The organism is Pseudomonas sp. A39, from assembly GCF_058145955.1.
In genome coordinates this window covers 40058-61107 of the sequence record NZ_JBYVMD010000029.1, presented here as the reverse complement: position 1 = coordinate 61107, position 21050 = coordinate 40058, and the positions used below count along the sequence as shown (strand labels likewise).

Annotated in this window: 21 protein-coding genes; 4 read left to right on the top strand and 17 right to left on the bottom strand. The window is 61.1% G+C overall.

Features of this window, described 5'->3' with window-relative positions:
• Positions 1-56 precede the first annotated feature (56 nt).
• The 6 genes from AC3ZU9_RS20850 to AC3ZU9_RS20825 all read right to left on the bottom strand — a co-directional run bounded on the left by AC3ZU9_RS20850 (position 57) and on the right by AC3ZU9_RS20825 (position 5460).
• Complete coding sequence (locus tag AC3ZU9_RS20850) at positions 57-1496, bottom strand: aminotransferase-like domain-containing protein (RefSeq protein WP_015885400.1); 1440 nt, start codon at positions 1494-1496, stop codon at positions 57-59.
• A gap of 209 nt (positions 1497-1705) precedes the next feature.
• Positions 1706-2521, bottom strand: coding sequence for an OmpA family protein (locus tag AC3ZU9_RS20845; protein ID WP_015885401.1), 816 nt, complete (start codon positions 2519-2521; stop codon positions 1706-1708).
• Positions 2518-2880: a DUF4398 domain-containing protein gene (locus AC3ZU9_RS20840; protein WP_015885402.1), complete on the bottom strand. Its 363-nt coding sequence runs from the start codon at positions 2878-2880 to the stop codon at positions 2518-2520. Before AC3ZU9_RS20840 ends, AC3ZU9_RS20845 begins: the two co-directional genes overlap by 4 nt.
• Positions 2881-2889: 9 nt before the next feature.
• Entirely contained in the window at positions 2890-3705 is an 816-nt protein-coding gene (locus tag AC3ZU9_RS20835; RefSeq protein WP_064052616.1) for a substrate-binding periplasmic protein, read from the bottom strand.
• A gap of 73 nt (positions 3706-3778) precedes the next feature.
• Positions 3779-4708, bottom strand: a complete 930-nt coding sequence (locus AC3ZU9_RS20830) for an electron transfer flavoprotein subunit alpha/FixB family protein (RefSeq protein WP_122313494.1) — start codon at positions 4706-4708, stop codon at positions 3779-3781.
• 2 nt (positions 4709-4710) lie between these two features.
• Positions 4711-5460 (bottom strand): electron transfer flavoprotein subunit beta/FixA family protein, encoded by a 750-nt coding sequence (locus AC3ZU9_RS20825; protein ID WP_015885405.1) that lies wholly within the window; start codon positions 5458-5460, stop codon positions 4711-4713.
• A 522-nt stretch (positions 5461-5982) separates the two neighbouring features.
• Between AC3ZU9_RS20825 and AC3ZU9_RS20820 the strand changes: the two genes are divergently transcribed.
• On the top strand, positions 5983-7647 hold the full coding sequence (locus AC3ZU9_RS20820) for an electron transfer flavoprotein-ubiquinone oxidoreductase (protein ID WP_015885406.1): 1665 nt from the start codon (positions 5983-5985) through the stop codon (positions 7645-7647).
• 179 nt (positions 7648-7826) lie between these two features.
• Here the strand turns inward: AC3ZU9_RS20820 and AC3ZU9_RS20815 are convergent, their stop codons facing one another.
• A complete protein-coding gene (locus AC3ZU9_RS20815; RefSeq protein ID WP_015885407.1) occupies positions 7827-8720 on the bottom strand; it encodes an AraC family transcriptional regulator in 894 nt (297 codons plus the stop codon).
• Positions 8721-8901: 181 nt separating this feature from the next.
• Between AC3ZU9_RS20815 and AC3ZU9_RS20810 the strand changes: the two genes are divergently transcribed.
• Positions 8902-9954, top strand: a complete 1053-nt coding sequence (locus AC3ZU9_RS20810) for an NAD(P)-dependent alcohol dehydrogenase (RefSeq protein ID WP_015885408.1) — start codon at positions 8902-8904, stop codon at positions 9952-9954.
• Here AC3ZU9_RS20810 and AC3ZU9_RS20805 read toward each other — a convergent pair whose 3' ends face one another.
• The 6 genes from AC3ZU9_RS20805 to AC3ZU9_RS20780 form a co-directional block, all read right to left on the bottom strand.
• Complete coding sequence (locus AC3ZU9_RS20805; protein WP_015885409.1) at positions 9955-10758, bottom strand: IclR family transcriptional regulator; 804 nt, start codon at positions 10756-10758, stop codon at positions 9955-9957. It lies immediately after the preceding gene.
• 183 nt (positions 10759-10941) lie between these two features.
• Positions 10942-11907 (bottom strand): L-arabinose ABC transporter permease AraH, encoded by a 966-nt coding sequence (gene araH / locus AC3ZU9_RS20800; protein WP_046035678.1) that lies wholly within the window; start codon positions 11905-11907, stop codon positions 10942-10944.
• 17 nt (positions 11908-11924) lie between these two features.
• Positions 11925-13424 (bottom strand): L-arabinose ABC transporter ATP-binding protein AraG, encoded by a 1500-nt coding sequence (araG, locus tag AC3ZU9_RS20795; protein WP_043205759.1) that lies wholly within the window; start codon positions 13422-13424, stop codon positions 11925-11927.
• A complete protein-coding gene (locus tag AC3ZU9_RS20790; protein WP_043205762.1) occupies positions 13421-14401 on the bottom strand; it encodes a substrate-binding domain-containing protein in 981 nt (326 codons plus the stop codon). Before AC3ZU9_RS20790 ends, araG begins: the two co-directional genes overlap by 4 nt.
• A gap of 32 nt (positions 14402-14433) precedes the next feature.
• Positions 14434-15255 carry an SDR family oxidoreductase gene (locus tag AC3ZU9_RS20785; RefSeq protein WP_043205764.1) on the bottom strand — a complete coding sequence of 274 codons (822 nt, stop codon included), beginning with the start codon at positions 15253-15255 and terminating at the stop codon, positions 14434-14436.
• Between the two features lie 174 nt (positions 15256-15429).
• The gene (locus tag AC3ZU9_RS20780) at positions 15430-15909 is read right to left on the bottom strand and encodes a GNAT family N-acetyltransferase (protein ID WP_015885414.1); all 480 of its coding nucleotides are present in this window, start codon (positions 15907-15909) and stop codon (positions 15430-15432) included.
• A 190-nt stretch (positions 15910-16099) separates the two neighbouring features.
• Between AC3ZU9_RS20780 and AC3ZU9_RS20775 the strand changes: the two genes are divergently transcribed.
• Positions 16100-16432: a hypothetical protein gene (locus AC3ZU9_RS20775; protein ID WP_015885416.1), complete on the top strand. Its 333-nt coding sequence runs from the start codon at positions 16100-16102 to the stop codon at positions 16430-16432.
• A gap of 51 nt (positions 16433-16483) precedes the next feature.
• Positions 16484-16750 (top strand): hypothetical protein, encoded by a 267-nt coding sequence (locus AC3ZU9_RS20770; RefSeq protein ID WP_015885417.1) that lies wholly within the window; start codon positions 16484-16486, stop codon positions 16748-16750.
• A gap of 60 nt (positions 16751-16810) precedes the next feature.
• On the opposite strand, the gene AC3ZU9_RS20765 is transcribed toward AC3ZU9_RS20770, so the two are convergent.
• From AC3ZU9_RS20765 to AC3ZU9_RS20750, 4 genes are all read right to left on the bottom strand, one after another.
• Positions 16811-17728 (bottom strand): PfkB family carbohydrate kinase, encoded by a 918-nt coding sequence (locus AC3ZU9_RS20765; RefSeq protein ID WP_490091251.1) that lies wholly within the window; start codon positions 17726-17728, stop codon positions 16811-16813.
• Positions 17721-19187 carry a purine-cytosine permease family protein gene (locus AC3ZU9_RS20760; protein WP_015885419.1) on the bottom strand — a complete coding sequence of 489 codons (1467 nt, stop codon included), beginning with the start codon at positions 19185-19187 and terminating at the stop codon, positions 17721-17723. The genes AC3ZU9_RS20765 and AC3ZU9_RS20760 overlap by 8 nt, the downstream gene beginning before the upstream one ends.
• A 136-nt stretch (positions 19188-19323) precedes the next feature.
• Positions 19324-20325, bottom strand: coding sequence for an ADP-ribosylglycohydrolase family protein (locus AC3ZU9_RS20755; protein ID WP_046035658.1), 1002 nt, complete (start codon positions 20323-20325; stop codon positions 19324-19326).
• Entirely contained in the window at positions 20322-21035 is a 714-nt protein-coding gene (locus tag AC3ZU9_RS20750) for a GntR family transcriptional regulator (RefSeq protein WP_046035657.1), read from the bottom strand. Before AC3ZU9_RS20750 ends, AC3ZU9_RS20755 begins: the two co-directional genes overlap by 4 nt.
• Positions 21036-21050 lie beyond the last annotated feature (15 nt).

Below are 21050 nucleotides of genomic sequence, written 5' to 3'. Positions count from 1 at the left end.
ACGGCATGACAAGCGTGGTGATCAGCCCACTGCCGGAGTTGTCCCTTTTTTGCGCCTCAGAGGCCGGCTGCAGTTTCCTGGCATAGCTGGCTGGCCAGCATCCCCAGGGTCATCAGCGCCCGCTCTGCCTCGCGGTTCCACGGCGTACCGCAGTTAAGGCGAATGCAGTGGTTGAACTGTTCTGTGTTGCTGAAAATCAACCCTGGCGCAATGCTGATGCCCTGTTGCAGGGCACGCACGTGCAGTTCCTGGGTATTGACCCGTCCGGGCAAACTGACCCACAGGATAAAACCGCCGGTCGGGCGAGTCATCTGCGTGCCTTCGGGGAAATACTGCTGCACCGCCAGCTGGAACGCGCTGAGGTTCTTGCGGTATTCCTGACGGATGTAGCGCAGGTGCCGGTCGTAGCCGCCATTCTCAAGGTAAGCGGCAACGCCCATCTGCGTGACACTGCACGCGGAGTGGGTGCTGAACATCTGCAGGCGCTGGATTTCCTGCTGGTACTTGCCGGCGATCATCCAGCCGATGCGCACGCCGGGAGACAATGTCTTGGAAAAACTCGAGCAATAGATCACCCGGTCCAGGCGGTCATAGGCTTTCAGGGCCTTGGTGCGGCCGAGCTCGAACATCAGTTCGCCGTAGATATCATCCTCGACAATCTGGATATCGAAATCCGAGGCCAGGCGCAGTAACTGTTTTTGCCGTTCTTCGGGCATGGTGCCGCCGAGCGGGTTGCTCAGGCGCGTGGTCAATACCAGCGCCTTGATCGACCATTGGTTCGCCGCCAGTTGCAGGGCTTCCAGGCTCATGCCGGTGGACGGGTCGCTGGGAATCTCGATGACTTTGAGGCCCAGCAGATCAGCCAGCTGCAGCAGACCGTAATACGTCGGCGACTCAGCGGCAATCAGGTCGCCCGGGCGCGTCAACACCCGCAGTGACATCTGTAAGGCATCGACGCAACCGTGGGTGATCACCACTTCGGAAGGATCCACCACCACACCCGCATCGCGCATGCGGATCGCCACCTGACGGCGCAGCGGTTCGAAACCGGGGCTGAACATATAGCTGAAGGCCCGAGGGCTCTGAAAGCGCGTGACCTTGGCCAACTGCTGGTGCAATGCCCGTACCGGCAGGTAATCCACGCTCGGCACCGCGGCGCCCAACGGGAACACCCCTTCGCGGCGGGATTCGCCCAACACTTGCTGAATGATGCTGCTGCGGGTGACCAACCCCGGCCGCTCGACCCGCGCGATGTCCGGCGTGGGGGCCGTGAGCGCGGGTGTCTGATGCACGTAATAACCGGACTGCGGACGTGCCCGGATCAGCCCCTGGTCTTCCAGGTTGGCGTAGGCCTGCAACACCGTGGCGTGGCTCACGTTGAGCTGGGAGCTCATCTTGCGCACCGAAGGCACGCGCTCCCCCGGTTGATAGACACCGCGCCGGATATCCTCAGCCAGTTGCTGGGCGATACGTTGGTAAAGCAACAGATTGGTCATGACGCAGCACTCGATTTCACGGGTATTTTATTTTTGTGTGAAACATACCGGCACAGTTTAGAAGTGTACGGGGACAGTTGCCACAATAGTCGAGCGCGGGCGGGAGTGACAGTAAAAACTGTAGGGCGGGTGACTGGGATTTCAGGCGCACATAAAAAATGTGGGAGGGGGTTTTGCCCCCTCCCACATTTTTGATCTGCGCCAGGCTTCTAGCGGGCGGCGCCCAACTGGCCTTTGGCGTCGGAAAACACAATTTCCACCCGACGGTTCTGCGCCCTGCCCCGCTCGGAGGCATTCGCTTCGACCGGGTACTGGTCGCCATAACCCTCGACCTGGATGCGTTTTTCGTCGATTCCCAGGTCTACCAGTACATCGGCCACCGACTGCGCGCGGTCGCGGGACAGTTTGAGGTTTTCCCGCTCACCGCCGGTGTTGTCGGCATACCCCTCGATGCGCACCACACGCTTGGGGTTCAGTTGCAGGAACTGTACGATTTTCAGCACAGTGCGGTTGGCCGAGTTTTTCAGCTCCGCCTCACCGGTGTCGAACAGCACGTCACCCAGGGTCATCACCAGGCCGCGATCGGTCTGGGTGGTGGCCAGGCTGGCGATCTGTTCTTCAAGCCACTTACCTTGCTGCTGCACGCTGATCAGCTTGCTTTCACGCAGCGCCAGTTGCAGGCGCTGGCGTTCCAGCTCGAGCTTGGCGCCGCGCTCTTCGTTGAGCGCCTGTTCGGTGTGCTCGCGGGCAATGGCGCTGTAGCGCTGGCTCAGGTAGGCGTAATGCACCACGTCGGCGCCGCTGCCCCAGTAGCTGGACAAGCGATCGGCGCGGGCCAGAGACTCGCCGGCACGGATCACATCCTTGGGCGCGATGCGTAACACATTGGCGTCTTCCTTGACCTTCTGGAAGTCACTGCCCGCCTGCTGCAAGGCCTGCTCGCCATTGGGGTGGCTGGCGCAACCGCCCAGCACCGCACTGCCCAACAACACGGCACAACCCAAACCACGGATCATCGGGTTCATTGGGCCTCCCCCAGTTGCAATTGCTTGCGCAGACGGGTGATGCGGGTGTTAAGCACGTTCAGTTGTTCCTGGCTCTTGCGGGTCAGCACTTGGGCTTCGGCCAGGCGCGCGTCCAGCTCGGCCTGTTCGGCCTGCATGCGTGCGTCCTTGTAGGATTGATCGGCCATGTCGGCCTTGGCCTGGGCGAATTTGTCTTCGGCCAGTTTCAGTTCGGGTGATTCATCGGCACTGGCACCCACGGCGCCGGCTTGTTCCAAGGCTTGCTGGGTGAGGCGTATTTGTTCATTCGGCGCAGGATCGGCTGCACATCCCGCCAGAGCGACAACGGCGAGGGCCGCGAAAAGAGGTCGAAGAGTCACTGAAAATCCCTACTTTGTTGGGGTGCCGACGGGTTGCTGCAATTGTGCTTTCCAGCGCTCCAGATTGCGCTGCAGCGCGGTTTCCGCCACACCGGACGCGGGCAATTCTGTCATCTTTTTAGCGAGCTGTCCGCGTAACCACGGATCATTGCAGGCCGAGTTGTGGGAAATCGCCAGGTACAGGCCCGGCTGATCGATGGGCACGTCGCGGGCGATCAGGTCATTGCTCATGCCCAGGCTCTGCGCCATGGCCATGCCGGAATAACGACTCGCCAGCACATAGTCCACTTCCCCCAGCAGCAGCTTCTGGAACGCCGGCGTCAGTGAAGGCAGGCGCTGCAGGCTCAGTTGCTGGCCGGCGAAGGTCTCGAAGTCGGCGCTCAAGCGTGCACGCTCCGACACTGCACCTTTGTGCCCGTGCAGGTCGGCCGCCGTGGTGTAGGCCAGCGCCGAATCCTTGCGCGTCCAGACCAGGTAGTCGAGCTGCACCAGCGCCGGGTGAATGTAGTCGAGGGTTTCCAGTTCGCCCAGGTTCAGCGGCGCATCGGCCAGGATATCCATGCGCCCGCTGCGCACTTCATCCAGGGCCAGGGAGCGTTTGCCGCCGTAGAGCAGGTCGATTTTCAACCCGAGGTCCTTGGCCACTTGTTGCAACACATCAGCGGTGGCGCCGATCAGGTGCGTGGGGTCTTGCGGGTCGCGCCAGAGCAAAGGCGGTGCGTCCGGGCTGCCGGTGATCACCAGGCGATCGCATTTGCCAGCGGCCAGCGTCAGGCTCGGCAGCAGTGTGAGGCCCAGCAGTACGGCCCAGGGGCGCAGTTCCATGGCGAGTGTCTCCAGCAAGTCAAAAAAAAGCCCGGTCACAAGGACCGGGCTCTTTATAAGTGAAGCGACTGGATTAGACCAGCTTCTCCAACTCGGGTACGGCTTCGAACAAGTCCGCCACCAGGCCATAATCAGCCACCTGGAAGATCGGTGCTTCTTCGTCCTTGTTGATCGCAACGATCACTTTGGAGTCTTTCATACCGGCCAAGTGCTGGATCGCGCCGGAGATACCGACGGCGATGTACAGCTGTGGCGCGACGATCTTGCCGGTCTGGCCGACCTGCATGTCGTTCGGTACAAAACCTGCGTCGACGGCCGCGCGGGAAGCACCGACCGCAGCGCCCAGCTTGTCAGCCAGGGCATACAGGTGCTTGAAGTTGTCACCGTTCTGCATGCCACGGCCGCCGGAAACGACGATCTTGGCAGCGGTCAGCTCAGGACGATCCGACTTGGCCAGCTCTTCGCCAACAAAGCTGGATGTACCCGCGTCGTGGGCAGCCGCAACAGCTTCAACGGCAGCCGAACCGCCTTCAGCGGCCACCGGGTCGAAACCGGTGGCACGGACGGTGATGACTTTGACCGAAGCGTTCGATTGAACGGTAGCGATGGCGTTACCGGCGTAGATCGGGCGCTTGAAGGTGTCGGCGCTTTCGACCGAGATGATCTCGGAGATCTGGTCAACGTCCAGCTGCGCGGCAACGCGTGGCAGGATGTTTTTGCCGTTGGAGGTGGCGGCAGCCAGAATGTGGCTGTAGCCGGCGCCCAGCTCTGCAACCAGCGGGGCGACGTTTTCCGGCAGTTGATGAGCATAGGCCGCGTTGTCGGCGACCAGTACTTTGCTCACGCCAGCGATTTTTGCAGCGGCTTCAGCCACGGCGCCAACGTTTTGGCCGGCGACCAGGACGTGGATATCACCACCGATTTTGGCGGCGGCGGCGACAGTGTTCAGGGTGGCCGGGGCCACAACCTTGTTGTCGTGTTCTGCGATTACCAAGATAGTCATGGTTAGATTACCTTCGCTTCGTTTTTCAGTTTCTCGACCAGTTCAGCCACCGACTTGACCTTGATGCCCGCGCTGCGTGCAGCCGGTGCTTCAACCTTGACGGTCTTGTTGGTGGAGGCGGTGGAAACGCCCAAAGCATCCGGAGTCAGCACTTCAAGAGGCTTCTTCTTGGCTTTCATGATGTTTGGCAGGGACGCATAACGCGGCTCGTTCAAACGCAGGTCGGTGGTGACGATGGCTGGCAGTTTCAGCGAAACCGTCTGCGCGCCGCCGTCGATTTCACGGGTCACCGCTACGCTGTCGCCGTTCACTTCGACTTTCGAAGCAAAGGTGCCCTGGCCGTAACCGGTCAGTGCAGCCAGCATCTGGCCCGTCTGGTTGTTGTCGCTGTCGATGGCTTGTTTGCCGAGGATCACCAGTTGAGGCTGTTCCTTGTCGACAACCGCTTTGAGCAGCTTGGCCACGGCCAGGGAGGTCAGCTCTTCAGCGGACTCGACCAGGATAGCGCGGTCGGCGCCCAGCGCCAGGGCGGTACGCAGCTGCTCTTGAGCAGTGGTCGGGCCGATGGAAACCACGACGATTTCAGTCGCCACGCCTTTCTCTTTCAGGCGTACGGCTTCTTCCACGGCGATTTCGCAGAAAGGGTTCATCGACATCTTGACGTTAGCGAGGTCGACGCCGGAATTGTCCGCCTTGACGCGAACTTTCACGTTGTAATCGACAACGCGTTTGACAGCTACAAGAACCTTCATGGATTCCTCGTTACTCTCCGGTGAAAAGAAAGTCGCCTAGGCGAACCTGGCGGTTGATGCTCATCGGCACACAAGGGCACCTCCAAAAACGTCGGCGGATGACCTTGCTCACGGGAAATGATGACCGTTCGTCAGTGGTGACTGAGAGGTCATTCTTTATCGCAGCGTGTAAACTGCGCGCCATCGTTTGGGCGCGCGTCACCTGTCGTGCTTTTGGACGTGCTCTTGAAACCTGCTGTCTGCCTACGGTAAGCGCAAAACCGACCGTATATTGACCGGAACGCCTATTCTGGTCAATACGGCAAAATAGCCAGTCATAAGCCGCGCCTCTTTGATTTACCTAGCCTGCGGGCAATTCAAACAAACGTTTGTATTGGACGCTGGCAGTGGTGTAGATATAATGCGCCACCTAGAGAGAAAGGTGGGTCATCCCCTGCCATTTGGCGCAGTGATGACGGACACGACACCGAACCTCCACCCATTAGAAAAAAAGCCTGTTGAGCCTTGAGTAGGAGATAGCCTGTGGAACGCGAATACATGGAATTCGACGTGGTCATCGTCGGCGCTGGCCCGGCGGGCCTGTCTGCCGCCTGCCGACTGAAGCAGAAGGCCGCCGAAGCCGGTAAGGAAATCAGCGTCTGCGTGGTCGAGAAAGGCTCCGAAGTCGGCGCACACATCCTGTCCGGTGCTGTGTTCGAACCACGTGCCCTGAACGAACTGTTCCCGGACTGGAAAGCACTCGGCGCCCCACTCAACACCCCCGTGGTGCGCGATGACATCTATGTACTGCGCAGCCCCGAAGCCTCCACCAAGGTTCCCGACTTCTTTGTGCCCAAGACCATGCACAACGAAGGCAACTACATTATCTCCCTGGGCAACCTGTGCCGCTGGCTCGCCCAGCAGGCCGAGAACCTCGGCGTGGAAGTCTACCCAGGCTTCGCCGCCCAGGAAGCGCTGTTCGATGAAAACGGCGTGGTCCGTGGGATCATCACCGGTGACCTCGGCGTTGACCGTGAAGGCAACCCCAAAGAAGGCGTCTACACCCCAGGCATGGAACTGCGTGGCAAGTACACGCTGTTCGCCGAAGGTTGCCGTGGCCACATCGGCAAGCAACTGATCCAGCGCTTCAACCTGGACAGCGACGCCGACGCCCAGCATTACGGCATCGGCTTGAAGGAAATCTGGGAAATCGACCCGGCCAAGCACCAGCCAGGCCTGGTGGTGCACACCGCCGGTTGGCCGCTGGACATCATGAGCGCCGAAAACACCGGCGGCTCGTTCCTGTATCACCTGGAAAACAACCAGGTGGTCGTCGGCCTGATCGTCGACCTGTCCTACAGCAACACCTTCCTCTCGCCTTTCGATGAGTTCCAGCGCCTCAAGCACCACCCGGTGTTGGCCCAGTACCTCGAAGGCGGCAAGCGCATCAGCTACGGCGCCCGTGCCATCTGCAAAGGCGGCCTGAACTCGCTGCCGAAGATGGTCTTCAAGGGCGGCGCGCTGATCGGTTGCGATCTGGGCACGCTGAACTTCGCCAAGATCAAAGGCAGCCACACCGCGATGAAGTCCGGCATGCTCGCCGCCGACGCCGTGGCCGACCGCCTGTTTGCCGAGTCCGAAGGCGGTGATGAACTGACCGCTTACGTCGACAGCTTCAAGTCCAGCTGGCTCTACGAAGAACTGTTCGCCAGCCGCAACTTCGGCCCGGCGATGCACAAGTTCGGCCCGATCATCGGCGCCGGCTTCAACTGGTTCGACCAGAACATCCTGGGCGGCAAGATGCCGTTCACCCTGCACGACACCAAGCCGGACTACGCCTGCCTCAAGCTGGCCAAAGACAGCAAGAAGATCGACTACCCCAAACCCGACGGCAAGCTGAGCTTCGACAAGCTGAGCTCGGTGTTCATCTCCGGTACCAACCACGAAGAAGAGCAACCGTGCCACTTGAAGCTCAAAGACGCGAGCATCCCGATCGGCACCAACCTGCCGCTCTACGATGAACCGGCGCAGCGCTACTGCCCGGCCGGCGTGTATGAAGTGATCACGAAAGAAGATGGCGAGAAGCGCTTCCAGATCAACGCCCAGAACTGCGTGCACTGCAAGACCTGTGACATCAAGGACCCTTCGCAGAACATCACCTGGGTCACGCCGGAAGGTGCGGGTGGGCCGACTTACCCGAATATGTAAGCTGGCTTGCACATTAAGGCTCCCAAATCGGGAGCCTTTTTTGTGAGTGCAAATCCGGTCAAATGTGGGAGGGGGCTTGCTCCCGGTAGCGGTGGGTCAGCTACAGATTTGCTGACGGGTACACCGCCATCGGGAGCAAGCCCCCTCCCACATTTGGATATGTGCTTTGCCTGGAATGACTATGCAGCCCGCTCTTCGCCAGGGTTGCGCTCGAAGTAGCGCTTGTACTCTCGACTGAATTGCGACGTGCTCTGATACCCCACGTTATGCGCCGCCTGCGCCACCCCCATGCCTTCCACCAACAGCAATTGCTGGGCTTTGAGCAACCGCAGACGCTTCAGATATTGCACCGGTGACAACAGCGTGCAGCGCTTGAAGTGCTCATGAAAAGTCGACGCACTCATGTGCGCATACCCCGCCAGCGTCTCGATATTCAGCGGCTCGGCATAATGGGCATGCAGGTGATTCAACGCCGTCGCAATCCGCGAAAACTGCCCCTGCTGTTCCACCAACGCCCGCAACACATCCGCCTGTGGCCCACGCAATGCAGTGAAGAGTAATTCTCGTACCCGTGCCGGGCCCATGATCCGGCTTTCCAGCGGATCGTGCAGGCACTGCAACAACCGCTCGACACACCCGCGCATCGCATCATCGAGCACCACCGAGCTCATCGACTCCAGCGTCTGCGCCGTCGGCGGCGGCCCGGCCTGAATGCCCATGGCCATCACCAACTCGCCCAGCACCACGCGATCAATGCCCACCGTCACGCCCAGCAGCGGCGCATCCGGCGCCATGGCAAACGTCTCGCACTCGAAGGGCACCGGCATCGCCTGGATCAGGTAGTGCCCGGCGCCATACTCCAGCGTACGCGGGCCCAGGTAGGCGACTTTGCTGCCTTGGGCGACAAACATCAGGCTCGGCTCATAGATCTGCGGCCCGCGTGCCACGTCGCAACTGGCACGCAATACCTGCACACCGGGCAAGTGTGTCGGCGAGAAACCGTCACGGGGCGTCAGCCCCTCAATCAGGGCAACCAGCGGGGCGTTGGCATCAAGATGGCGGGTCAACAACATGGCAAAAAACTTCGCTGAAAAGGGATGAGAGCATCATCGCAGGTCCGGCGACACAAAAACCCAAACACAGGGCACTCCCGGACGAATAGGCATGAGACTCGGAGCAATCACCATGGCCGCATCCGGGACCGGCGCGGAAAATGGCCCGCCTCACTTTCCAACGCTTTTGCGAGGTTCCACCATGTACACCGCCATCGGTTATGCCGCTCAGTCGGCCACCACTCCCCTCGCCCCCATGTCCTTCCAGCGCCGCAGCCCGCGCGTGGATGACGTGGCCATCGAGATCCTGTACTGCGGCGTGTGCCACTCCGACATCCACCAGGCGCGCAACGAATGGGGCATCGCCGTGTACCCACTGATGCCGGGCCACGAGATCGTCGGCAAGGTCACCGCCGTCGGCGCCAACGTCACCGCGCATAAAGTCGGCGACCTGGTGGGCGTGGGCTGCATGGTTGATTCGTGCCGTCACTGCGACGCGTGCAAAGCGGACCTGGAGCAATATTGCCTCGAAGGCCCGACCATGACCTACGCCACCCCGGACCGCGTAGACGGCAGCAACACCATGGGCGGTTATTCCGACAGCATCGTGGTCAGCGAACACTTCGTGGTGAAGATCCCAGCCAAGCTCGACCTGGCCAGCGCCGCGCCGATCCTGTGCGCCGGTGTCACCATGTACTCGCCGATCAAGCACTACGGCATCAAGGCCGGCGACAAGGTCGGCGTATTGGGCATGGGCGGCCTGGGCCATATGGGCATCAAGCTGGCCAAGGCGATTGGCGCAGAAGTGACCTTGTTCACCCGCTCCGCAAGCAAGGCTGAAGAAGGCCGTCGCCAGGGTGCCGATCACGTGATCGTGTCCACCGACGCCGAGCAGATGAAAGCGGCCGCCGGGCACTTTGACTTCCTGCTGGACACCATCCCGGTGCAGCACGACCTGAACCCCTACCTCGACGTGCTGCGCTTTGACGGCGTGCACATCCTGGTCGGCCTGATCGAACCGGTCGACCCACCGGTCAACGCCGCCAAGCTGATCATGGGCCGCAAAGTCCTGGCCGGTTCCTTGATCGGTGGCATTGCCGAAACCCAGGAAGTCTTGGATTTCTGCGCCGAGCACGGCATCAGTTGCGACATCGAAATGCTCGACATCCGCAACATCAACGAAGCCTACAGCCGCATGATCGCCGGCGATGTGAAGTACCGCTTTGTCATCGACATGGCGACCTTGAAGGTCTGATCAGCCTTTAGCGCCCAACTCCGCTGACAGCCGCGCTGCCACCTGTTTGATCACAGGGATCAGCTCGGCCATCTTCTCCAGCGGCATGTAGGGCACGGTACTGGCGATGCTGATGCCGGCGACGATTCGCCGGCTGGCATCGCGCACCGGTGCCGCCACGCAGCGAATCGACGGTTCGTTGTCTTCCAGATCGAACGCATAACCGCCCACCACGTATTCACGCATGCGCTGCTCGAACTGTGCCCAGGATTGCTCCGGGTGTTGCGGCCATTGCAGGTTTTTCCCACCCGCCGGCAGGCTGGTCTCATACAAACGCTGCCACTCCTCGACAGCGTCATCCAGCAGCATCGCCTTGCCCACGCCCGTACGCGCCAACGGCATGCGATGGCCCACCCGTGAGCGCATTTCCGGGCCGTTGCGACCGGGGTTCTTGTGCAGGTACAGCACGTCGTCGTATTCGCGGATGGCCAGGTGGATGGTGTCGCCGGTCAGTGCCGACAGCTCATCCAGGTACGGGATGGCCAAGGTCACCAATGGCAGCTCCTCGCGCGCCTGAAAACCCAGCTCGATCAACTTTGGCCCCAGCAGGTAACCGACTTGCGGCACCACGCGCAGGTAACGTTCCTCCACCAGGCAACTGGCCAGTCGGTGCGTGGTGCTGCGGGTCGTGCCGATACGCCGGGCGATCTCTTTTAGATCCCGCGCACCGGCCGCCACCGCCTGCACCACGCCCAGGCCTCGCAGCAGGGTCTGGGTGCCGGTGGGGGCGGCTTCTTTGACGGGGGTGTGGGCGTTTTCCTGCATATCGGGCCTATTAGTGTGAAAGCGGGGGCATTATGGCAAATACCGACCCTCAATACAGTGGCGATCCAAATGTGGGAGGGGGCTTGCCCCCGATGGCGGCACATCAGAAAAACATGTATCCACTGACCCACCGCTATCGGGGGCAAGCCCCCTCCCACATTTGAATCTTCATAGGGCTCGGGATCAGCGTTGCTTCATACGGTCGATGATCACCGCCAGCAACAAGATCGAACCCCTGATCACATACTGGTAAAAGGTATCGATGTTCTTCAGGTTCATCGCGTTCTCAATGATCGCCAGGATCAACACCCCGGCAATCACATGGCGGATCATGCCGATGCCGCCGCTCAGCGATACCCCGCCCAGCACGCAGGCGGAGATCACTGTCAGCTCAAAGCCCTGGCCGATCATCGGCTGGCCGGAGGTCATGCGCGACGCGAGGATGACTCCAGCCAAAGCGCCAACCAAACCGTGTACGGCGAAGATGATGATCTTGGTGCGATCGACGTTCACCCCGGCCAGCAGTGCAGCTTCCTGGTTGCCGCCAATCGCCATGGTGTTGCGCCCATAGGTGGTGTAATTCAGCAGCCAGCCGAAGAACACAAAGCACAGCACGGTGATGATGATCGGCACGGGCACACCCAGCAGCTGGCCGTTGCCGAACACGAAGAAACCTTCGTCCATCACGCCGACGGCCTTGCCGTTGGAGAATATATAGGCCAGGCCGCGCACGATCTGCATGGTCGCCAACGTGGCGATCAACGCATTGATGCGCAGCTTGGCGATGACGATGCCATTGATCAGCCCCACCACCAGCCCCATGGCCAGTGCCGCCGACACGCCGAGAGCCACGCTGTCGGTGTCGCGAATCACAATGCCCGCCACCACGCCGGCGCAGGCAATCACCGAGCCCACCGACAGATCGAAGTGCCCCGATGCCAGGCAGAACAGCATGGTGCAAGCGGCAATGCCCACCGTTGAAATCGCCAGGCCCAAGCCACGCATGTTCAGCGGTGAAAGGAAGTTGTCGATAAACAACGCACTGAGCAAAAAGATACCCAGCGCGGCGAGCAGCATCACCCAATCATCGAGAAACTTGCGCTGATTGAACCCCGGCCAGAAGCCCTTTGCAGTTTTTACCTCAGACATCATTCACCTCGAATTCTTCAAGCCCGCGAACGCGGGAGAGCCAGTTGCAACAGCCGAGCCTCATCCGCTTGATCGCGGGTCAATTCACCCGTGAGGGCACCTTCGCTCATCACCACGATACGGTCGGAGATGCCCATCACTTCCATCAGGTCGCTGGACACTACGATCACCGCAATACCACTGGCCGCCAGGTTATGGATGATCTGGTAGATCTCCGATTTGGCGCCGATATCGATGCCACGGGTCGGCTCGTCCAACAGCAGCACTTTCATCGGCATCGACAGCCAGCGGCCAAGAATGGCCTTCTGCTGGTTGCCGCCGGACAGGTACATGATTTTCTGTTCGGCATTCGGCGTTTTGACTTTCATCGCCTGGATTTGCTGGTCAGCGTTGCGCTTTTCCCAGCCGTCACGCAGCAGCCAGCCGAACGTGGAATGGGCACCGCGTGCACTGATATTGATGTTCTCGGCCACGCTGGACAGCGGAATGATGCCCTCCTTCTTGCGGTCTTCCGGGCACAGCAGCACGCCGGCGGCAATGGCATCGCGAGGTGAATGCAGCGGCAGTTTTTGCCCACAAAGCTCAAGGCTTCCTGCGGTGCTGCGGGTCAAACCACTCAGCAGCCGAAACAGCTCCGTGCGCCCCGCCCCGACCAAGCCGAACAGGCCAAGAATCTCGCCTTTGTGCACCTGCAGACTGACCGGCTCACGCAGCCCTGGGCCAAGCAAACCGTCGACCTTGAGCGCCACTTCGCCCCGCTCACGCGGCCGGTAGTCGTAGATGTCCTGGATATCGCGACCGACCATGCACGTCACCAACTGGTCATGGGTCAGCGCGCTCATGTCGTCGAACGTGCGCACGTAGCGGCCGTCCTTGAACACCGTGACGGCATTGCAGATGCGGAACACTTCTTCCATACGGTGCGACACGTAGAGCACCACTTTGCCCTCGTCGCGCAGGCGCGTGATGATTGCCATCAGGCGGTCGATCTCGCGCGCCGAGAGGCTGCTGGTGGGTTCGTCGAACGCGATCACATGGGCACCACGGGACAGCGCCTTGGCGATTTCCACCAGTTGACGCTGGCCCAGGGACAGGCGGCCGAGCTTTTCCTCCGGATCAATTTCATCCGCCAACCCCTTGAGGCAGGCCAGAGCCTGCTTACGCAACAGGCTGCGATTGACCACACCGAAACGCGACGGTAAATGCCCGAGGAACAGGTTCTCGGCCACGGTCATTTCCGGCACCAGGTGCAGTTCCTGGTGAATCACCGCCACGCCGCTGGCAATGCTGTCGGCGGCGTTTTTGAAGGCCATGGTCTGCTCGCCGATCTGCAGCGTGCCACTGCTGGGGATGTAGGCGCCGCCAAGGATTTTCAGCAGGGTCGACTTGCCCGCGCCGTTTTCGCCCATCAACGCGTGCACCTCACGCGGCCGCGCTTCAAAGCTGATCTGCGCCAGCGCTTTCACACCGGGAAATTCCTTGCCGATGCCATTGAAGCGCAAGGCCGCGCCGGTCATTTCCACAGCCCGATTTTGGTCAGTTCTTCCTGGAAGTTGGCGCGGGTAATCAGAGTCACTTCGTCCATCGCGGTGTACTTGGCGGGCTCTTTACCGGTGGTGACCCACTCGTACATCGCCAGCGCCGTGTTATAGCCCTCGATATGCGGACTAGGCAGCATCGAGCCGAAGAAACCGCTGTCGGCTTTCTTCAATTCGCCGATGGCGTCGGTGCCATTGATGCCGATACCGATCACGTTGGCCGCTTTGAAGCCGGCGCTTTCAGTGGCACGCACGCCGCCAAGCACGGTGTTGTCATTCATGCCGCCGATGATCAGGTTTTTCGCGCCGCTGGGCAGCTTGACCAGGGCCGAGTTGGTGGCGTCCATGCTGCCGGGAACATCCAGGGTCTTGAGGGCGGCGGTCAAGATATGGTCCTTGGGAATCCCCGCCTCTTCAAGGGATTTGATCGAACCGTCGGTGCGTTTTTTGCCGGTGTCGAGTTCGTTATAGGTGTTGATCACGGCGTAGGTGTCTTTCCAGTCCCAGCCACGTTTTTTCGCTTCGGCGGCCATGGCCGCGCCCTGCTTCTGGCCCACTTCGAACGCGGCCATGCCCAGGTAGGGCACGTCTTCCATGAAGTTGCCTTTGGCATCGACAAAGCGGTCATCCACCGCCATTACCTTGAGGCCATTGACCTTGGCTTTGGCAACGATGGCCGGGCCGAGGGACACGTCAGGCGGGCAGATCACAAAGCCTTTCGCGCCATTGGCGGCCAGGCTGTCGATCGCCGAGAGGGTCTTCTCACCATCCGGCACGGCGATCTTGATCACGGTAAAACCATGTTCCTTGCCGGCTTTTTCGGCGAAGGCCCACTCCGTCTGGAACCAAGGTTCTTCGGCCTGTTTGACCAGGAAACCGATCTTCACTTCTTCGGCGAACGCAACGCCGCTGAACGCCATCGCAAGCGCCAGGGCGCCTAGGGTCTTCTTGAACATGAACCACCTCATTCTTGTTATTGGAAAACGATTTAGTCGTGGTACATCACCGACCGCCCGCCATCGATCATCAGGCAGGTGGCATTGATAAAGGGCGCCTCGTCGGTCGCCAGGAACAGCGCAGTCATCGCCACTTCAATCGGCTGGCCGATGCGCTTGGGCGGGTGCAGGTCGAACGCGCGCTGGCGCTCGGCCTGGGGGTCGGGGAAAGCGTTCCAGTAATCGACGTTGAGCTGGGTTTCGATGTAGCCCGGCGCGATGGCATTCACGCGGATGCCCTTGGGCGCGTATTCAATGCCGAGGGCACGCGTGAGGCCGAGCAGGCCGTGCTTGGCGACGGGATAGGGAAAGCAGCCGGGAATGATGTGACTGGAATGGGTGGAGGCAATATTGATGATGTTACCGATGCCCTGCTCGATCATGTGCGGCAGCACCGTGCGGCAACCGTACCAGGCGCCGTCGAGGTCGATGGCGAAGCAGCGGCGCCAGTCCTCGTCAGTCATTTCCAGCGGGTCGCGGAACACGTTGACGCCGGCGCAGTTGACCAGCACGTCCACGCGGCCGAAGCGCTCGATGGCGAGGTTCACCAGCGACTGCCATTGCTCTTTGGAGGTGATATCGACGGCTTGCGCGTAGATATCGGCACCGCGTTCGCGCCAGTGGGCGGCGACCTGTGCGACTTTGTCGCCTTGGATATCCGCGATGACCAACTGCGCCTGTTGGGCCTGAAAGCACGCAACGATGGCCTCGCCAATGCCTTGGGCGGCGCCGGTGATGATCACCACTTTGCCTTTGAGGCGCTCGCCGTAGGTTGGCTCGGGCACGGCGGGAAGTGACAACGGTTGTGCCTGCATCGCTTCACCTGTTTTATTTTTGGTAGTGAGTGCTGATGCAGCCGACTATAAACCCATCATTTGAAATATCTCAATATATAAATTTGCATCCCATATTATGAGCAAAAGCAAAAAAAATGTGGGAGGGGGCAAAGCCCTTCCCACGGTTGATCTTCAGTGTTTGAAGAAAGGGGGTTAGCCCAGTGCAAAGTCGCGCAGCGCATCACCCTCCATGCGATAGCGCACCCACTCCTCCTGCGGCTGGGCGCCGATGGATTTGTAGAAGGCAATCGCCGGCTCGTTCCAGTCCAGCACGCTCCATTCGAAGCGGCCGCAGCCGTTATCGAAGGCGATCTTCGCCAGGTGGCGCAACAGCTTCTTGCCCGCCCCGCCGCCGCGCTGTTCCGGGTTGATGTAGAGGTCTTCCAGGTACAGGCAGTTACTGCCCAGCCACGTGGAATAGCTGAAAAAGAACACCGCAAAACCAATCGGCACGTCATCGCGCGAGCAGATCAGGCCATGGGCGGTGGCGCCCTCGCTGAACAGGCTGCGCTCGATGTCCACCACACTCGCGATCACTTCGTGCCGGGCCTTCTCGTACTCGGCCAGCTCAGTGATGAACGTCAGGATCTGCGCAGCATCGCTGGGCACGGCGGGGCGAATCTGGATGGTCATGGGCGAGCCTTAGCAATTTCAAAGCACACATACTAAGGCGCTTTCATGACGAGTTGCAGCGCAATTTCGTGGTCACCGACACACAAAATCTTACAGGTGACACAAGACCGTTCGTCGCCATCAAGGCACGAACACGAAACCAGGGCTGACCAATAGTAGGTAAGGACATTAATCATATGGAGACACCCTCATGAAAAATTCCAAGTTTGCTGCCCTCGCCCTCACCGGCCTGCTGTCTGCTGCGTCGCTGAGCGCCTTTGCCGCCAGCTCGACCACCGGACCGACCGATCCAACGCCTGATGCCACCACCGAATCGCAGAAATCCATGGGCACGGGCCTCGACACCAATGGTGGTGCGATCATCCAGCCGGGCGCCGATCCTCGCACCCAGGGCAATGACACCCAGCGCCAGGCGCCTGCTGCCGTCGGCAACGGCAAGATGGGCCCTGCGATCAATCAGCCGAACATCAACAAGGGCGATGATTCCAACGTCCCAGGTGCGCCAAAACAACCTGCGCCTTGATTCATCGCACGCAAGACCAACACCCGATCATTTCCCAGTGAAGAGGTACGCATGAACGTCGACAAAGACCTTGAAAAAGAAGTCCTCACCCGCCTGCTGCACGCTCACCCCCATGGGTTGGGCAAGGAGGTGCTGGATAACTACCGTGGAGAGAAAGTGGTCGCCAGTGCCTTGGCATTTCTGCAAGACCGCGGGTTGATCAAGGATGGGCATGTGACCACCGACGACGCCGGTGAATACGCGTTGAATTTGCCGATCAAGCTGACCGCGTCGGGTGTGGATGAGGCGCGCAAGCTGGAGTCTGAAACCAGCCAGTAGCCTTTCTAATGAGCTAAATGTGGGAGAGGGTTTGCCCCCTCTCACATTTCTCGACTGTATTTACTGCTCGAGTAGGGCGTCGACTTCGGCGGTGCCAGGGGACGTGGCCGGGCCCCAACGCGTCACGGCCAGTGCCGCCGCCGCATTCGCCCGCTGTGCCGCTTGAGCGGGTGCCAGGCCATTGGCCAACCCTGCGATAAACACACCGGCATGGGCATCCCCTGCGCCGTTGCTGTCTACCGCCCTCACCTTAAAGCCCGGTACATGTTCCGCCTGGCCCTCGCGGCTGACCCAGCAACCGTTCGGCCCATCACGCACCACCAGCAAAGCGCTTGCGGGCAAGTGACGATTGAGATCGACCAGCGCCTGCGCAACCGTACGCGCACCGGTAAACGCCAGCGCTTCCGGACCGTTGCTCGTCCAGATATCAATACGCGGCAACAACGCCACCATCAGCGCCGAATCCGGTGCCTTGACCAACGGCCCCGGGTCGAACACCACAGTGATGTCAGGCGGTAGCGCCAAGAGCCAATCGAGCAATGCCTGTGCCTTGCCTTCCAGCAATAAGCTGTAGCCGCTGACGTACACATAATCGTCCGATTGCGGCAGCACGCCCGCCAAGTCCTCGGCGCTCAAATCACCTTCGGCGCCGATATGGGAAATGAACGTGCGCTCAGTGGTGGCCTCGGTCAGCGACACACACAAGCCGGTGTCTTTATCCGTGCTGGGCGCCTGGGCCATCTCCACACCCTCGGCCTGCATCGCCGCTCGCGCCAGGTCGCCGAAGCGCCCGTTGCCATGTCGCCCCAGGTAGACCACCGGCAACCCATTACGCCGCGCGGCGGCCATTACGTTAAAGCCACCGCCGGCTTCGAAACTGGCCGATTGCGCGAGCACGTCGCCGCCGGTGGCGGGCAAGGTATCAAGGGCCATGACCAGGTCGACAATGACCTGGCCGGTGTGCAGCAATCTAGACATTAGCGCTCTCGACTAAAGCCGGGCGACGGTCAGACGCACCGCCCAGTACCGCATAAATCCCGCCGGCCACCAGGAAGGTGACGATCCAGCCCAGGCCGTTGTGGCCCAGCCAGGAGTCCGACAACGGCCCGGCGAACCAGATGTTTTCGGCGGTGGTGCCGATGGTGGTGAAGCTGAAACCCAACACGATCGCCACGGCCCAGGCGCCGAACGCACGCCACTCCACGCCGCCGCGATACCAATAGGCGCTGCTGGGGCTGACGTCCAGCAGGTCCTTGGGGCTGTAGTAGTGACGGTGTATCAGGTCGACCACGAAGATACCGACCCACGCGGTAATCGGCACCGCCAGCAGCGAGATGAAGGTGATGAAGGGGCCGTAGAAGCTGTCGGCGATCAGCATGAAGTAGATCGAGCCGGCGAAGATCGCCACGATGTCGACGATTACCGCATGCACGCGCTTGACCTTCAAGCCGAGGGTCAGCGTGGTGAGGCCGGCCGAGTACACCGAGAGGTTGTTGGAGAGCAGCAGCCCGCCGAACGCGGTGATCAGGTACGGCACCGCCATCCAGGTCGGCAGCATGTCGCGGATCGCGATGATCGGGTCGGTGGCCGAGGCCAAGTCATTGTTGCCCACCGACAGCAAGCCGCCGAGGGTGATCAGCAACACCAGCGGAATGCCCGCACCAAACGCGGCCGACGCCACCAGACGCACCGCCTTGACGCTGCGGTGCTGGTAACGCGACATGTCGGCACCGGCGTTGGCCCAGCCAATACCGGTACCGGCGGCCATGGTGCCGACGCCGATGATCATCGCACTGAGCGGTGCCGGGGTAGCGTTGAACACTGCGCTCCAATCGATGGTGGCGCAGAGGAAACCGCCGACCAGGATGTTCAAGGCGCCGAACACGTAGGTGGCCCACTTCTGGATCACCAGCAAGGTCGCGTGGCCCAGGCCGGAAACGGACAGGGTCAGCAACACAAAGATGGCGATGAAGATCAGCGTGAGGACCGGCGCGCTTTTCGCCTCTACCGGTGAACCGAACAGGATCGAACACAACGACAGCAGCACAAAGGCGGCGGTGGTGGTGTTGACCGTTTCCCAGCCCAGCCGTGACATCAGCGACACCAACGTCGGGCCGATATTGCCACGCACACCGAAGATGGCGCGGGAAAGCGTCAGGCTCGGGGCACGGCCGCGACGGCCGGCGATGGAGATGATGCCCACCACCGCAAAAGAACCGGCGGCGCCAAGGATCGCGACGATGACGGCCTGCCAGATGGCCAGGCCACGAAATGCAACCAGGGTTGCGCCAAGCGGCAAGCCGAGGATGCTGATGTTGGCCGCGAACCACACCCAGAACAATTGCAACGGATGACCGTTGCACTCGGCCTCAGGGACCGGTTCGATGCCGCGCGTTTCCAATTGCCCGGCGCTTTGGCCGGAAGAGGTGCTGCTCATGATGGGGTGCTCCTGGTGCCTGTATTGTTGTGGTTGTGGCAGAGAATCAAAGCGAAATGTCTATTCGGTCTCCATGACTCGACGCTATCGAATGTGGGGGCGGGCTTGCTCGCTCCCACATGTTTGCCTGCGGCGCTTATCGCAATTTGAGCAACGCTTGAACCAACGGCTGCACATCCAGGCCATTGACTTGCTTGACCTGTTGGATCATCGCCTCAGGCCAGCACTGCATGCCCAGGCACGCACCGAGCATGGCGCCAAGAATCGCGGCGATGGTATCGGTGTCACCGCCAAGACTGGCCGCCAGGCACAGTGCTTCGAACGCATTCATCTCGCCCACCGCCACTTGCTGGGCCAGGGCAAACGACACCACCACCGACTCCTGGGAAGCCACGGAGGTGCCAATCAGTTCGTACAGCAGGTCGGCGAACAGGGCCTTGTCGCCACTGCCGACGCTCAAGGTCCGTGCCCAACTGATGCGGGTGGAAATCCGCCCACCGGCGATCCAATGACCGTGGCCTTCCGCCTGCTGCGCGACGTGCGTGCCGATGTTCAGCGCTTCGCCCAGGTCCACGCCGTTGATACCGGCCGAGACCACCGCCGCCACCGCCGCAGCGCTGGAGATGCCCAATGTGGTGTTGTGGGTGACTTGGCACGCCTGGATCACCGCCTGGATAAACTGCACCGGGTCGCTGACATCGGCGGCAATGCCTACCGGGGTGATACGCATCGCTGCGCCGTTGGTAGTGCCGTAGCGCCCGGATTCTTCCGGTGTGTGCCCGGCGAGGATCATGTCGATCGCACGTTTGGTGGAGGGGCCGAGCAAGTCCTGGGAGCCCTTGGCGCGCATCACCGCTTCCCAGTCGATCAGGCGCTGGGCGAGCACGGTGGGTTCGATTTTGCCTTGGCCTTCCACCAGCAATTCGCCGACCAGGATCGCCTGCTCGGTGTCATCGGTGATGGAGCCCGCCGGCATGTTGGGCGCGATAGGCTGGTCGGCATCGGCATCTTCCAGGCCGGTGATGGCACCAAAACGCGCTCGGACTTGTTCGCGGCTCAGGGACTGGGTCGGCATGCCCAGGGCATCGCCCAACGCCAAGCCGTAGAAAGCGCCGAGGGCGCGATTGTGCGGGATCATTTCGAGTGTCCAAACTGAAGGTGCAGGCGAAAGTGCAGCGGGTCGAGCAAGCTTTCGACGTATTCCATGAAACGCTCGCGACGGTCGTAAGTCGTACGCGAGGCCTTGAGGAACACCGTGCCTGCGGGGCGGCCAAGCAACTCGGCGTCTTCGTCGCTGAGCGGTTCGGCGCCGATCCACTGGTCACCTTCGGCGCCAACGTAGCCGTAGGCGGCCAGGGTGATGGTCAGGGAATCGTCGATCAAGCCAACCCGAGGCAGGCTTTCCAGGCCACCGGAAGCCGGCATCAGCGAGCGCTCCAGGGACACGGCCGTACCATCAGTGGTCCGTCGCCGGCGGTCGAGCGCAATGAATTGGTCGCTGCCGAAACGGCTGAACAGGTCCGGGCGGGTCACCGCTTCCAGGCGCAGGATGTCGGTGTTCACCCGCGCGCCGGTGTCGGCCAGGGCCTGGGCCCAGCCGCTGCGTTGGTCGAGCACCATGCCGTCAAAGGTGACGATGGAGCCGACGCCGCTTTGGGTCGCGATGTAATTGCGCCGCTTGAGCTCGGCGAGGGCTTCGCGCAGGGTACCGCGGCTGACCGCGAACTCTTCGGCCAATTGGTGCTCGCCCGGCAGCAGGACACCGTCGGCCATCACCCCACCCTCGATACGGCGGATGAGCTCGTCGACGACGCGTTTTTTCTTATCAAATCGAACATGTCTAATCATGTACAAATTGATAAC

Coding starts and splice junctions, on each gene's coding strand:
- AC3ZU9_RS20850 (WP_015885400.1), bottom strand. CDS start 1,496: ATGACCAATCTGTTGCTTTACCAACGTATCGCCCAGCAACTGGCTGAG.
- AC3ZU9_RS20845 (WP_015885401.1), bottom strand. CDS start 2,521: ATGAACCCGATGATCCGTGGTTTGGGTTGTGCCGTGTTGTTGGGCAGT.
- AC3ZU9_RS20835 (WP_064052616.1), bottom strand. CDS start 3,705: ATGGAACTGCGCCCCTGGGCCGTACTGCTGGGCCTCACACTGCTGCCG.
- AC3ZU9_RS20830 (WP_122313494.1), bottom strand. CDS start 4,708: ATGACTATCTTGGTAATCGCAGAACACGACAACAAGGTTGTGGCCCCG.
- AC3ZU9_RS20825 (WP_015885405.1), bottom strand. CDS start 5,460: ATGAAGGTTCTTGTAGCTGTCAAACGCGTTGTCGATTACAACGTGAAA.
- AC3ZU9_RS20815 (WP_015885407.1), bottom strand. CDS start 8,720: ATGTTGTTGACCCGCCATCTTGATGCCAACGCCCCGCTGGTTGCCCTG.
- AC3ZU9_RS20810 (WP_015885408.1), top strand. CDS start 8,902: ATGTACACCGCCATCGGTTATGCCGCTCAGTCGGCCACCACTCCCCTC.
- AC3ZU9_RS20805 (WP_015885409.1), bottom strand. CDS start 10,758: ATGCAGGAAAACGCCCACACCCCCGTCAAAGAAGCCGCCCCCACCGGC.
- araH (WP_046035678.1), bottom strand. CDS start 11,907: ATGTCTGAGGTAAAAACTGCAAAGGGCTTCTGGCCGGGGTTCAATCAG.
- araG (WP_043205759.1), bottom strand. CDS start 13,424: ATGACCGGCGCGGCCTTGCGCTTCAATGGCATCGGCAAGGAATTTCCC.
- AC3ZU9_RS20790 (WP_043205762.1), bottom strand. CDS start 14,401: ATGTTCAAGAAGACCCTAGGCGCCCTGGCGCTTGCGATGGCGTTCAGC.
- AC3ZU9_RS20785 (WP_043205764.1), bottom strand. CDS start 15,255: ATGCAGGCACAACCGTTGTCACTTCCCGCCGTGCCCGAGCCAACCTAC.
- AC3ZU9_RS20780 (WP_015885414.1), bottom strand. CDS start 15,909: ATGACCATCCAGATTCGCCCCGCCGTGCCCAGCGATGCTGCGCAGATC.
- AC3ZU9_RS20775 (WP_015885416.1), top strand. CDS start 16,100: ATGAAAAATTCCAAGTTTGCTGCCCTCGCCCTCACCGGCCTGCTGTCT.
- AC3ZU9_RS20770 (WP_015885417.1), top strand. CDS start 16,484: ATGAACGTCGACAAAGACCTTGAAAAAGAAGTCCTCACCCGCCTGCTG.
- AC3ZU9_RS20765 (WP_490091251.1), bottom strand. CDS start 17,728: ATGTCTAGATTGCTGCACACCGGCCAGGTCATTGTCGACCTGGTCATG.
- AC3ZU9_RS20760 (WP_015885419.1), bottom strand. CDS start 19,187: ATGAGCAGCACCTCTTCCGGCCAAAGCGCCGGGCAATTGGAAACGCGC.
- AC3ZU9_RS20755 (WP_046035658.1), bottom strand. CDS start 20,325: ATGATCCCGCACAATCGCGCCCTCGGCGCTTTCTACGGCTTGGCGTTG.
- AC3ZU9_RS20750 (WP_046035657.1), bottom strand. CDS start 21,035: ATGATTAGACATGTTCGATTTGATAAGAAAAAACGCGTCGTCGACGAG.